We start from the raw sequence: 12,212 nt of genomic DNA on the forward strand, positions 1-12,212 counted from the left end.
TGTCACTAATGTGACAGCCCATTTTTGAACTAATTTATATTAATCTATTCAGATATTTTATCGTTACAATAACTCACGTCAACTTCATCTAGAGGAATAACTTTAGTATTATATTTTATTTTATAGGCTATATATAATACAAGGAATAATGGAAGCCCTATATAGGCTGCAATTAATCCGTTCCAATCAATTGCTTCAGGAGTAATGTATGAATATCCTTGTCCTAGTATTATGATTATGCACATTAACAATGCTAATATAGGACCAAATGGATATAAGCTAGCCTTGTATTTTAAATCTTTTAAATCTTTACCTTGGTGAACATATGCTTTTCTAAATCTGTAGTGACATATTGCTATACCTACCCAAGCAATGAAACCTGCAAGGCCAGATGCCGCAACTAACCAAACGTAAACAGTACTTTCAGCATAAATACCAGTTAAAAAGCATGCAGAAGCGATTAATGTAGTTAAAAGAACAGCATTAATAGGTACTCCTCTTTTATTGGTTTTAGCAAAAACCTTAGGTGCCATACCTTCTTTAGCCATAGCAAAAAGCATTCTACTTGATGCATACATACCAGAGTTACCAGCAGATAATACAGAAGTTAAGATAATTGCATTTATTAATGAAGCAGCACCCGCTATACCAGCTTTTTCAAATACCATTGTGAAAGGGCTTGTATCAAGACCGGCATCAGTGAATGGTATTATTGCTCCTAGCACAACAATTGTCCCTAAGTAAAATATTAAAATTCTCCAAAATATTGATTTTATAGCTTTTGGAATATTTTTTTCTGAATCTTCACTTTCCCCAGCTGCAATACCTATAAGCTCAGTACCTTGGAATGAAAAACCTGCAATCAAGAATATTGAAAATATTGCTTTAATTCCTCCATGGAAAGGCCCATCTTCTATAGTGAAGTTATGGAAGCCTACTTTTTCTCCGCCCATTATTCCAACAATCATTAACACACCAATTACAATAAATACAAGAACAGTAATAACCTTAATTCCTGCAAACCAGTATTCTGATTCACCATATGCTTTAGATGATAAAACATTTAAGCCTACGATGATTACTAAAAACAAAATACTCCAATATAGTGGATTCACATCTGGAAACCAATATTTCATTAATAGAGAACCAGCAACCATTTCAGCAGCAATTGTTATAGCCCAGTTATACCAATAGTTCCATCCGAGTGCAAATCCAAGAGCAGGATCAATAAATTTAGTAGCATAGGAACTGAATGAACCCGATATTGGCATATGAGTTGCCATTTCTCCTAAGCTTGTCATTAAAAAATATACCATTATTCCTACTAATAAATAAGAGGCTAATGCACCACCAGGTCCAGCCTGGTGTAAAGTATCACCCATAGCAAGGAAGATACCAGTACCGATAGATCCGCCTATAGCAATCATATTTAAATGTCTTGCTTTTAAGCTTCTTTTTAATTCATTATTTTGTTCACCCATTTTTTCTCCTCCGTTTGGTTTTATAATTGTATAGGCAAACAACTAAGATAATATATGTATTATAAAAATAAAAAAAGCCATGAGAGCATACTCATGACACAAATACGAAAGTTATAAAAATATTATAAAATATCGTATAAATTACATTGAAAATAGCTCTCCACAAAATAATTCGTGACAGTCTTATGCATGTTCTACATAAGCCCAGCAAATAGCATTAAAGCAATTAACTATTTACTTCGGCGAAAGTTCCTTTCGTATTATTTCTTCGAGCTTACCTCCATAATACTACTTTTAAATTTCGCACCTCTATCTTAGTTATCTATCTATTAATTCATATGTAATTATGAGTTATAATTATAAATAAGTCAACATAAATTTAATATTTTACATGAAATATTAAAAAAGCTTATACTAAATTTAAAAACCGGTTATCTAACATTGCAGATAACCGGTTTTGATAATTCCAAAGAATATATGTTTTTTAGAATATTGTACTATTCTAGGTTTAACTTATTCTTTAATATATAGTGAGTAATTATAAAATATCCTATGAAAAATATTAGGTTATATAAAATAATAAATATTAAAATAGTATGAACAGCCAAAACAGAATGAGCCTCTAGATGAATTGTGTTTGTTTGACCAATTATTGAAAGTGCTATAAAAATAAAAGATGAAATAGCACCAGAAATTATATTTAAAACAATGAATGCACCAAAAGATGATAAAATTCTATGTTTGCTAAATAAATGCCCAATTGATATGGATGAATAAATCATAGTAAGAGACTTCAATATAGATATTAAAATTGCAATCAAGACTTCAACAATTATTATAGATATTTGAAAGCCAAATTCCTTATATGCTTCTGAAAGTGCTCTTGGAATATCATTGAATATTGCGTTGAATGTATTAGGATTAAAAGCCATGATAATAATTGAAAGTATAGCAACTAATCCGCTTATTATAAGCCAAAAAGCAGCAATGGAAAGTTTACTTGTTATATTTGTAATAGTAGTAACTGGGAGAGTATTCATCAGATAACCTTCATCTCCAAGTAAATTCTTATAAAATCTCTGTATTATTACAAAGAATGTAACAATAATTACAGCAGCCATAGTACATCCATATGCAAAGGCACTTAATATGAATGGAATTGAACTAAAGCCTCTAAGTCCAAGGTTTGAAAGTTTAGCAGATAAATTAGTTTCCAAAAAAATTTTATTAATAGTAGCAAATACTAGTAGTACTGCATAAAGCGGGATAAGAATTCTACCAGTTGCTTTTATCTCATATTTCATTAATTTTCCTAACATCTAAATACCTCCCTAAATAAAGCATCAACACTTTTTCCTTCATTTTCTCTAATTTCATCAACACTCTTAGTTAAGAATACATTTCCGTATGAAATAAATACTACATCATCTAGAATTCTTTCAATATCAGAAATAAGATGGGTAGAGATTATAATAGTAGCATTTTCATTGTAGTTTGTAATTATTGTGTTTAAAATATAATCTCTAGCAGCTGGATCAACACCTGCAATAGGTTCATCTAACAAATATAAATCAGCTTCTCTGCTCATAACTAAGATTAATTGAACCTTTTCTTTTGTACCTTTAGACATGGTTTTTAATTTATCATTAGGATTGATATTTAGTTTTGCTAACATGTTATATGCTTTTTCAGGATTAAAATTATCATAAAAATCTTGAAAGAAATTAATAATGTCTGAAACTTTCATCCAATCATTAAGATAAGTTCTTTCGGGAAGGTATGAAACAATTTTTTTTGTTTCAATACCAGGTTTATTTCCAGCTATTAAGATTTCTCCGCTTGAAGGAGTCAAAAGTCCGTTTGCAAGCTTTATAAGAGTACTTTTACCACTGCCATTAGGGCCTAAGAGACCAACAATTCTGCCGCGATTAACTGTCAAGTTTATACCTTTTAAGGCTTCAGCCCCAGCATAGGCTTTGAATAGGTTTCTGCACTCTAAAATAGGGCTATTATCCATGATATTATTTGAAAAAGAAGACATTGTATCAGTTTCATTAGAAGTATACAACATTTTATTATCATCATTATTCATTATTTCATCTCCTTTGATATAAATTCTATAAGGTCTATTGTTTCTTGTTTTGTATATCCAATCTTCTCCATGTTATAAAGAAATTTTTCTATTTGTTCTCGTGCTAAACCGTTTCTAATATCTTTAATCATATTAATATCCTCCGTAATAAATCTACCGCTTGTTCTTTGACTAAAAACTAAGCCTGTTCGCTCTAATTCTGTTAATGCTTTCTGCATTGTGTTTGGATTTACTGCTGCATCGCTTGCCATCTCTCTAACTGATGGTAATTTATCACCTGATTTGTATATGCCTGAAACAATTTTAAGTTGTATTTGTTCCATTAGCTGCATATAGATTGGTCTGTCGTCACTAAAAGTCCATGACATATTCTCACTCCTTTGTAATTGTATTATTGTAGTATTGTACTAAGTTGTTAATACAATAGTACAATTATGGTTATTATTTGTCAATAAAATATTTGAGTATTCTATCGACAAAAATTTTTGATTAACTTAATTGAAGTAAATTGATTTACATAAATAAATTTAATATTTTATTAAAGTTACTAGAGGTTGAAATCGATAAATAATATATAAATTGATGAAAGTTGTCTCAAAAGTATGAAAAAATATTTATTTTATTACGGGATTAATAGGAAGGGTGAGTTTTATGGTAAAGATAAAGGAAAATAATGAACTTGATATGGATGCATTGGAGATAAGAGATATTATTGACATTAAATTATTACAAAAATTCCAAGACGATTTTGCTTTTGCAATGAATTGTGCAAGTGTAACAGTTGATAAAAATGGTAGTCCCGTAACTAATCCAAGTAGTTATACAAGATTTTGCGAAAAATTTGTTCATTCCACTAAAACGGGGGATGACAGATGTGCAGCTTCACACAAAAGAATGGGAGAAGAGGCCGCAAGAACAGGGAAGCCTTTTGTAGGAGCGTGTCATGCCGGTCTTATAGATTTTGCAGCTCCCATAATTATTGAAGGAAAGTTAATTGGGACAGTTTTAGGTGGACAAATGCTGACGGAAACCCCTAAAGATCAAGAGTTTATAAAAATAGCTAAAGAGATAGATGTTGATTCAAATTCACTTGTAAAATCAGTACATGAAGTTAATATAGTAGATTTTAAGCATATAGAAGCAGCAGCTAGTGTATTATTTCTTGTTGTAAATTCTCTTGCTAAGAATGGACATAATCAAATTCAATTAGATATGGTATCTAGAAGGCTAGCTAATAATTTTATGCAAGTATCTGCTACAATAGAAGAACTTTCAGCTTCAGCAAATAGTATTTCCTCTCAACAAGAAAATTTAAATACTGAAATTGCGCAGGTAGGAGTAGTGGCGGAACAAATTAATAATATATTAGCTGCCATAAATAATATAGCTGCTCAAACTAAAATGTTAGGACTTAATGCCTCTATTGAAGCTGCACGTGCAGGAGAAGTCGGAAAAGGCTTTTCGGTTGTTGCAAAGGAAATAAAAAATTTAGCTGAAAATTCAAAAGAAACAGCAAAGAGTATTGCAGATTTAACAACTCAAATAAAACAGTCCGTAAATGAAACAGTGAAAAATTCTCATACAACTCTTGAAACAAGTAAGGAGCAATCAAAGGCCATGGAACTAGTGGGTGAAAATATTCAAGATTCTGTACAACTTGTGGATCAGTTAGTAGACTTAATGGAAAGTTTAAAATAAACAACTAATATTAGTAATGAGCTGTAAAAGCTACCTCAGAATAATCTGGGGTAGTTTTTTTATATATGAAGACTACTAGTTTTAAAGATATGTAGAATATAATACTAAAATTGACACTATTTAAATTAGTTGAAGATATGAAAATATCTGATATAATTAGTTTAATAGGTGTATATACACCTGTAAACTAATAAGAAAGAAGTGTAAATATGGGGGCAGATTTAGTTCAAGAAATATTAAGATTAAAGAAGGAAAAGAATGCGGTTATTCTTGCTCATTATTATCAGCCTGGAATTATTCAAGAGTTAGCTGATTATGTTGGAGATTCTTATTATTTAAGTGAAGTTGCTAGGGACTGTAAGGAAGAAACTATAATGTTTTGTGGAGTTAGGTTCATGGCTGAAAGTGCAAAAATATTATCACCGCATAAAACAGTTCTAATGCCATGTGCCAGTGCAGGATGTTCAATGGCTGATATGGCTAGTGGTAAAGCTTTGCTAGAATTAAAGGAAAAGTATCCAGGTGCGTATGTTGTTTGTTATATAAATTCAACAGCTAATGTAAAAGCACACTGTGATTTAGCTGTAACATCTTCAAGCGCACTTAAGATATTAAAAAATATACCAAATAAGCAAATAATGTTTTTACCAGATAGAAATTTAGGTGAATATATTTCAGAGTTTTTCCCAGAAAAAGAATTTATATTATGGGATGGGTTCTGTAGATGTCATAATAAAGTAAGTAGAGAAGATATATTAAAAGAAAAAGAAAAACATAAAGATGCTAAAGTACTAGTGCATCCGGAATGTACTAAGGAAATTAGAGATATTGCAGATTATGTAGGAAGTACAAGTGGTATTATAGATTACGCGACTAAAGATGAAGGAAATGAATTTATAATAGCTACAGAAGAAGGAATTTTGCATGAGTTAAAAAAGAAAAATCCAAATAAAGGTTTCTTTATTCCTGGAGATAAAATATGCTGTCAGGATATGAAGAAGACAACCCTTGAAAATTTATATGATGCTCTATTGAATGGAAAAAATGAAATGATTTTAGATGAAAATATTAGAAAAAAAGCTTTAAGGTCATTAGAAAATATGCACCTATTAGCATCAGCAAGTGCTAAAAATAATTAGGTAATATAAATGAATAAATTTGTTGATGTTTTAATAATAGGTTCAGGAGTATCAGGTCTTTATTGTGGGTTGAATTTAAGGAAGGATTTAAATATTTTAGTTGTATGCAAGGATAAGATAAACTGCAGTAACACATATCTAGCTCAAGGGGGAATATCTGTTGCGAGAGGTATAAATGATATTCCACTATATATAGAAGATACTTTAAAAGCAGGGAAGTATAAAAATGATTTAGAAGCAGTAAAAGTTTTAGCAGCTGAATCTATGGATAATATAAATAATTTAATAGATATGGGACTTAAATTTGATAGAAATGAAGATGATAGTTTAAATTTTACTAAAGAAGGTGCTCATTCAATAAACAGAATAGTTCATACAAAAGATAATACGGGAGAAAGCACAGCTAAGATCTTAATTGATAAAGTGAAACAAAAGGACAATATAAGTATTTACGAAGATACTTATTTTGTAGATATTATTGAAAAAGAAGAGAAATGTATTGGAGCTGTATTAGTAAAAGAAAATGAACAAATAAATGTTTATGCCAAAGCTGTGGTACTTGCTACTGGTGGAATAGGTGGATTGTTCAATAACTCAACAAATCAAAGAATTTTAACAGGTGATGGAATAGCTTCTGCAATAATGCATAATATTCAGCTTAAAGACATGAATTATATCCAAATTCACCCAACTGCATTTTATGAAGAAGAAGGAAATCAGAGAAGATTTTTAATATCTGAATCATTGAGAGGTGAAGGTGGAATTTTGACAAATGTAAATGGTAAAAGATTTATAAACGAACTTTTACCTAGAGATGTAGTGTCAGATGCAGTATATGAACAAATAAGAGAAACTCAAACACCTTATGTGTATTTAGATATAAGATTTTTAGGAAGAGATTATATTGTAAATAGATTTTCAACTATTTATGAAGAGTGTTTGAAAAGAGGAACAGATATAACGAAAGAGTGTATTAAAGTATCCCCAGCTCAACACTTTTTTATGGGTGGGATAAAAGTAGATCTGAATTCAAAAACTTCTATGGAAAATTTATATGCTGTTGGTGAAACAAGCTGTACAGGAATACATGGAGCTAATAGATTGGCAAGTAATTCTTTACTTGAGGGACTTGTGTTTTCTAAAAGAGCTGCGGATAATATTAATAATTCTGTGGATAATTTGGAAATAAAAGTTACTACAGTGGATAAACTAAATAAATCAATTGAAGAGCTGGCTGATATAAAGAGGGATTTAGCTATACGAGTTATAAAGGAGCAAGGGGGAAAGCTGGATGATGAATTATTTAGCTATCGATAAGATAATAAAAGATGCACTTATTGAGGATATACCAAATGAAGATATAACAACAAACTCAATTATAAATGAAGAAAGCATTGCAACAGTGGAATTGCTTTGTAAAGAAGATGGAATAGTTGCAGGCTTAGATGTTTTCAAAAGAGTATTTGATATATTAGGAAATGTGCAAATTGAGTTTTACAAAAATGATGGAGACAAGGTATATGCAAAAGATAAGGTTGGTTTCTTAAAAGGAAGCACTAGGAATTTATTACTTGGCGAAAGAATAGCATTAAATTTATTACAAAGAATGAGTGGAATAGCTACTTTAACTAATAAATTTGTCAAAGAAATAAGTCATACCAATGCAAAGTTATTAGATACAAGAAAGACAACACCAAATCTTAGAATACTAGAAAAATACTCAGTAAAAATTGGTGGAGGATGTAATCACAGATTTAATCTATCGGATGGTATTATGCTTAAGGATAATCATATAAGTGCTGCTGGAGGAATAAAAAATGCTGTATTCCTTGCAAGGAAAAATTCTTCATTTGTAAGAAAGATTGAAGTAGAAACTGAAAATCTTGAAATGGTAAAGGAAGCGTTGGATGCAAAGGCTGATATAATAATGCTTGACAATATGAACTTAGATATGGCTAAAAGAGCAGTAGAGATAATAGATAAAAAAGCATTAATTGAGTTTTCGGGGAACGTTGAATTAAGTAATATCAGAGAAATAGCTGAAATAGGAGTAGATTATATATCAGTTGGAGCTTTAACTCACTCAGCTAGAATATTGGATTTTAGCATGAAAAATCTTACTTTGCTTTAAATAGTATTAAATAATGTGTTATAATAGTAGAAGAGATTTAAAATCAGTATTATTGAATAAATATAGTATAAGATTAAAGTTGCGCTGAAGTAATATTTTACTTAGGGCAGCTTTTTTTATAAATATTCTTAGTTTGTTTCAAATGTAACAGATTTAAAATCAATATCTTATTATAATAGATTTATAAGGTCAATAAAGCAAAAATCTAATGATTATATAGAGAGAAATTTGATGAATTTAAAATATTAGGAGGGTGAATTTTATGATAAGAAAGGTTATTAAAATAGATGAAGAAAAGTGTAATGGGTGTGGGCTTTGTGCAAATGCATGTCATGAAGGTGCAATTGGTATAATAGATGGAAAGGCAAAATTACTACGTGATGACTATTGTGATGGATTTGGTGACTGCCTTCCTTCATGTGCAGCTGGTGCCATTACTTTTGAAGAACGTGAAGCAGCTCCTTATGATGAAGAAGCAGTAAAAATAAATATGGAAAAAAGAAAAATGGAGGAAAAAAAGATGGAATTAAATAAAAATGCAGCTATTCCAGTTGGATGTCCAGGCTCTCAGGCTAGTATGCTAAGTCATAAGAAAATTGAAGTTAAAAGAGAAGCTGATTCTGGAGAAGTAATATCACAATTGAACCAGTGGCCAGTACAAATTAAACTTGTTTCTCCAAATGCAGTGTACTTTAATAATGCAAATTTACTTATAGCAGCGGATTGTACAGCCTATGCCTATGGTGATTTTCATAATAAATTTATAAAAAATAGAATTACTCTAATAGGGTGTCCGAAGCTTGATGAGGGAGATTATTCAGAAAAATTAACAACAATTCTAAAAATGAATGATATAAAAAGTGTAACTGTTGTTAGAATGGAAGTTCCTTGCTGTGGTGGAATAGAAAATGCGGTTAAAACTGCATTAAAAGCAAGTGACAAAATGATTCCTTGGCAAGTAGTAACCATTTCGAGGAACGGAGAAATTATAGAGTAGAAATAAAAATAAGATATGTCTGTATCTATAAGTTTTAGGTATAGACATATCATTTTTTATTTTAAAATAAAAAAATATATATTCAGTATAACAAATTAGAGGATATTATTAGCAAGTTGTAGAATAATATAAATAACTAATAATATAAGGGGGAGTATATATGAATAAGAGGAAAGTGTTAATACCGATAGATGGAACAGAGAGAAGTATGCATTCTTTAGAGTTTGTAAAAGAAATATTTCCCAAAGACTCAATTGAAATAATAATAATGAATGTTAAAGAATTAGTGTTAATCAATGAGATGATAGTTGCTGATGAAATAAAATTTGCTCAAGAATTAGGTGAAGAAATTTTAGAAGCAGCAAAAGAAAAAATGAAAGATTATAAGGTTGAGACGTTTTTTGCTTTTGGGTATCCAGGAGATGAGATTATAAAGAAAGCAAACGAAGAAAATATAGGTGTAATCGTTATGACAAAGTCCACTAAAAGAGGGTTAACAAGAATGATAGGATCAGTAACAACTAATGTTGTAAAAAGAGCAAAATGTATTGTAATGATAGTTCCTAATGATTTTACAATTAGTATTAAATGATAAAGTGTATGCAAAGCATATATTATAGGCTATCTTAGAAATTGTATTTTAAGGTAGTCTTTGTTATGAATATAGAATTATACTGTATTTAATGTTATAATAATAGGAAATTTGTTTATTAAATTTTTATATTAAGGAGTAAGAAATGAGAGCAGTTTATAGAAATCCAAGAGAATTAGCAACATGTTTAAAGGATATTGTAGATACATATTATGATGATTTAATTTCATATGAAAAGATGGAAGAAAGAATCATGAAAATTGTCGATGCAAATAGGGAAGCTATTTATAAGGAGAAAAGCATGTCTATAAAGATAGCTAATGTTTTAGGAGATAAAAGAGCAGAAATAATTAATAAAGTTGTTGAAAGTAAAACAAAAGTAGAAGTTTAATTAGTTTTGCAGATTAGTTTAGGAGTGAATTATTAATGGGTAAGAAAATAATACTAACCGGGGATAGACCAACTGGAAAGTTACATATAGGACATTATATAGGTTCTTTAAAGAATAGAGTGGCACTTCAAGAATCAGGATTATATGAAAGTTTTATTATGATTGCAGATCAACAAGCTTTAACTGATAATGCGAGAAATCCAGAAAAAATAAAAAATAGCTTAATTGAAGTTGCACTAGATTATTTAGCTGTTGGAATTGACCCAGCTAAATCAAATATATTTATACAATCTCAAATTCCAGAATTAAATGAACTAACAATGCATTATCTTAATCTTGTTACATTATCAAGATTAGAAAGAAATCCTACAGTTAAGCAGGAAATAAAGCAGAAGGACTTTCAAAACAGTATTCCAGCTGGATTTCTTATTTATCCAGTAAGTCAGGCAGCTGATATTACAGCATTTAAGGCAGATACAGTTCCAGTTGGAGAAGATCAATTACCTATGATTGAACAAACTAGGGAAATTGTTAGAAGTTTTAATTCTATATATGGTGAAGTATTAGTTGAACCTGAAGCAGTGCTTCCAAGTTCTAATGCGGGAAGATTACCTGGAACTGATGGTAAAGCAAAAATGAGTAAATCAATAGGAAATTGCATATATTTGTCTGATGATGCAGATACTATTAAGAAAAAAGTTATGTCAATGTATACTGATCCAAACCACATAAGAGTAGAGGATCCAGGTCAAATTGAAGGAAATACTGTATTTACTTATTTAGATGTTTTTGCAAGTGATAAAGATACAGTTGAAGAAATGAAAGAACATTATAAACGTGGCGGTCTTGGAGATGTAAAAGTTAAAAGATATTTAAATGAAGTTCTTCAAGCTGAGCTAGAACCAATAAGAAATAGAAGAATAGAACTTGAAAAAGATATTGATTCAGTATATAAGATGTTAAAAGACGGAAGCGACAAAGCTAGAGCAGTAGCAGCAAATACATTGAGAGAAGTACGTGAAGCAATAGGCTTAGAATACTTCGCAGGTAAATAAATAAAATTTATTAGGGGGTAAGCCAAAATGAAGGCTATTGCGATTTTAAATTATCCAGTAGAAGATGTGTTCCATATTTTTATTAAAAATGCAGGAAAAGATTTTGATAATTTTAATGAGGATGACGCAACAGGTTGTAAAATTGAAAAGAGCATAAATACAGGAAGACCAACGCCAGTACAGTGTACAGTTGAAATAACTGAGTATGCAAAAAATGAAAAATATCAAATTACAACTTCAACAAGTTTTTCGAAATGCATATCAACGTATAACTTTAAAGGACAAAAAGATGGAAGCACTAAATTAATATTTGAAGAAGAACAATCAACTGATAAGTTTTTTGGATACTTGTCGTTATGGGTTCAAAGATTTATGGCTAGACGTGCTTTTAAGGCAAAATATAATAATATTGTTGAGGCCCTTAATAATGAATTAAAAACATACATCAATAATAAAGAACGAAGTAAGCCTAAAAATAAATAGTGAAAAGAGTAATAAACTAGGATTGTTTTAAAATGTTTAACATAAAGCAATCCTAGTTTATCATTTTAATAATAAACTAGAATTATAAGGCGCAATTATGGAAATAATATGATATAAATTCTATATTAAGTAGGATAGATATATACTTTAAGT

Annotated in this window: 13 protein-coding genes and 1 riboswitch; of the genes, 9 read left to right on the plus strand and 4 right to left on the minus strand. The window is 30.0% G+C overall.

Features of this window, described 5'->3' with window-relative positions:
* Window positions 1-44: 44 nt before the first annotated feature.
* The 4 genes from COL3_RS14415 to COL3_RS14430 all read right to left on the minus strand — a co-directional run bounded on the left by COL3_RS14415 (window position 45) and on the right by COL3_RS14430 (window position 3,941).
* Window positions 45-1,481, minus strand: a complete 1,437-nt coding sequence (locus tag COL3_RS14415; protein ID WP_008429759.1) for an amino acid permease — start codon at window positions 1,479-1,481, stop codon at window positions 45-47.
* 145 nt (window positions 1,482-1,626) lie between these two features.
* Window positions 1,627-1,801, minus strand: a riboswitch (Lysine riboswitch).
* Between the two features lie 177 nt (window positions 1,802-1,978).
* Entirely contained in the window at window positions 1,979-2,800 is an 822-nt protein-coding gene (locus COL3_RS14420; protein WP_008429757.1) for a hypothetical protein, read from the minus strand.
* Window positions 2,794-3,498: an ABC transporter ATP-binding protein gene (locus COL3_RS14425; RefSeq protein WP_180277947.1), complete on the minus strand. Its 705-nt coding sequence runs from the start codon at window positions 3,496-3,498 to the stop codon at window positions 2,794-2,796. Before COL3_RS14425 ends, COL3_RS14420 begins: the two co-directional genes overlap by 7 nt.
* Window positions 3,499-3,572: 74 nt before the next feature.
* Complete coding sequence (locus COL3_RS14430; RefSeq protein WP_008429753.1) at window positions 3,573-3,941, minus strand: GntR family transcriptional regulator; 369 nt, start codon at window positions 3,939-3,941, stop codon at window positions 3,573-3,575.
* A gap of 283 nt (window positions 3,942-4,224) precedes the next feature.
* Here COL3_RS14430 and COL3_RS14435 point away from each other — a divergent pair, with 283 nt between their 5' ends.
* From COL3_RS14435 to COL3_RS14475, 9 genes are all read left to right on the plus strand, one after another.
* Window positions 4,225-5,271 carry a PocR ligand-binding domain-containing protein gene (locus tag COL3_RS14435; RefSeq protein ID WP_008429751.1) on the plus strand — a complete coding sequence of 349 codons (1,047 nt, stop codon included), beginning with the start codon at window positions 4,225-4,227 and terminating at the stop codon, window positions 5,269-5,271.
* 209 nt (window positions 5,272-5,480) lie between these two features.
* Complete coding sequence (gene nadA / locus COL3_RS14440; protein WP_008429749.1) at window positions 5,481-6,410, plus strand: quinolinate synthase NadA; 930 nt, start codon at window positions 5,481-5,483, stop codon at window positions 6,408-6,410.
* A gap of 9 nt (window positions 6,411-6,419) precedes the next feature.
* Window positions 6,420-7,727: an L-aspartate oxidase gene (locus COL3_RS14445; protein WP_008429747.1), complete on the plus strand. Its 1,308-nt coding sequence runs from the start codon at window positions 6,420-6,422 to the stop codon at window positions 7,725-7,727.
* Window positions 7,705-8,541, plus strand: coding sequence for a carboxylating nicotinate-nucleotide diphosphorylase (gene nadC, locus COL3_RS14450; protein ID WP_180277948.1), 837 nt, complete (start codon window positions 7,705-7,707; stop codon window positions 8,539-8,541). The genes COL3_RS14445 and nadC overlap by 23 nt, the downstream gene beginning before the upstream one ends.
* 262 nt (window positions 8,542-8,803) lie before the next feature.
* Window positions 8,804-9,538 (plus strand): 4Fe-4S binding protein, encoded by a 735-nt coding sequence (locus COL3_RS14455; protein ID WP_008429744.1) that lies wholly within the window; start codon window positions 8,804-8,806, stop codon window positions 9,536-9,538.
* Between the two features lie 160 nt (window positions 9,539-9,698).
* Window positions 9,699-10,130, plus strand: coding sequence for a universal stress protein (locus tag COL3_RS14460; RefSeq protein ID WP_008429743.1), 432 nt, complete (start codon window positions 9,699-9,701; stop codon window positions 10,128-10,130).
* Between the two features lie 145 nt (window positions 10,131-10,275).
* The gene (locus COL3_RS14465; RefSeq protein WP_008429740.1) at window positions 10,276-10,521 is read left to right on the plus strand and encodes a TIGR04540 family protein; all 246 of its coding nucleotides are present in this window, start codon (window positions 10,276-10,278) and stop codon (window positions 10,519-10,521) included.
* Window positions 10,522-10,556: 35 nt separating this feature from the next.
* Entirely contained in the window at window positions 10,557-11,576 is a 1,020-nt protein-coding gene (trpS, locus tag COL3_RS14470) for a tryptophan--tRNA ligase (RefSeq protein ID WP_008429737.1), read from the plus strand.
* Window positions 11,577-11,603: 27 nt separating this feature from the next.
* A complete protein-coding gene (locus tag COL3_RS14475) occupies window positions 11,604-12,059 on the plus strand; it encodes a DUF3284 domain-containing protein (protein ID WP_008429735.1) in 456 nt (151 codons plus the stop codon).
* Window positions 12,060-12,212 lie beyond the last annotated feature (153 nt).

Source organism: Clostridium sp. LS (genome assembly GCF_002760435.1).
Classification (GTDB): domain Bacteria; phylum Bacillota; class Clostridia; order Clostridiales; family Clostridiaceae; genus Clostridium.

Excerpts from the sequence above, each read along its gene's own strand:
- COL3_RS14415 (WP_008429759.1), bottom strand. The coding sequence starts at position 1,481 with ATGGGTGAACAAAATAATGAATTAAAAAGAAGCTTAAAAGCAAGACAT.
- COL3_RS14420 (WP_008429757.1), bottom strand. The coding sequence starts at position 2,800 with ATGTTAGGAAAATTAATGAAATATGAGATAAAAGCAACTGGTAGAATT.
- COL3_RS14425 (WP_180277947.1), bottom strand. The coding sequence starts at position 3,498 with ATGGATAATAGCCCTATTTTAGAGTGCAGAAACCTATTCAAAGCCTAT.
- COL3_RS14430 (WP_008429753.1), bottom strand. The coding sequence starts at position 3,941 with ATGTCATGGACTTTTAGTGACGACAGACCAATCTATATGCAGCTAATG.
- COL3_RS14435 (WP_008429751.1), top strand. The coding sequence starts at position 4,225 with ATGGTAAAGATAAAGGAAAATAATGAACTTGATATGGATGCATTGGAG.
- nadA (WP_008429749.1), top strand. The coding sequence starts at position 5,481 with ATGGGGGCAGATTTAGTTCAAGAAATATTAAGATTAAAGAAGGAAAAG.
- COL3_RS14445 (WP_008429747.1), top strand. The coding sequence starts at position 6,420 with ATGAATAAATTTGTTGATGTTTTAATAATAGGTTCAGGAGTATCAGGT.
- nadC (WP_180277948.1), top strand. The coding sequence starts at position 7,705 with ATGAATTATTTAGCTATCGATAAGATAATAAAAGATGCACTTATTGAG.
- COL3_RS14455 (WP_008429744.1), top strand. The coding sequence starts at position 8,804 with ATGATAAGAAAGGTTATTAAAATAGATGAAGAAAAGTGTAATGGGTGT.
- COL3_RS14460 (WP_008429743.1), top strand. The coding sequence starts at position 9,699 with ATGAATAAGAGGAAAGTGTTAATACCGATAGATGGAACAGAGAGAAGT.
- COL3_RS14465 (WP_008429740.1), top strand. The coding sequence starts at position 10,276 with ATGAGAGCAGTTTATAGAAATCCAAGAGAATTAGCAACATGTTTAAAG.
- trpS (WP_008429737.1), top strand. The coding sequence starts at position 10,557 with ATGGGTAAGAAAATAATACTAACCGGGGATAGACCAACTGGAAAGTTA.
- COL3_RS14475 (WP_008429735.1), top strand. The coding sequence starts at position 11,604 with ATGAAGGCTATTGCGATTTTAAATTATCCAGTAGAAGATGTGTTCCAT.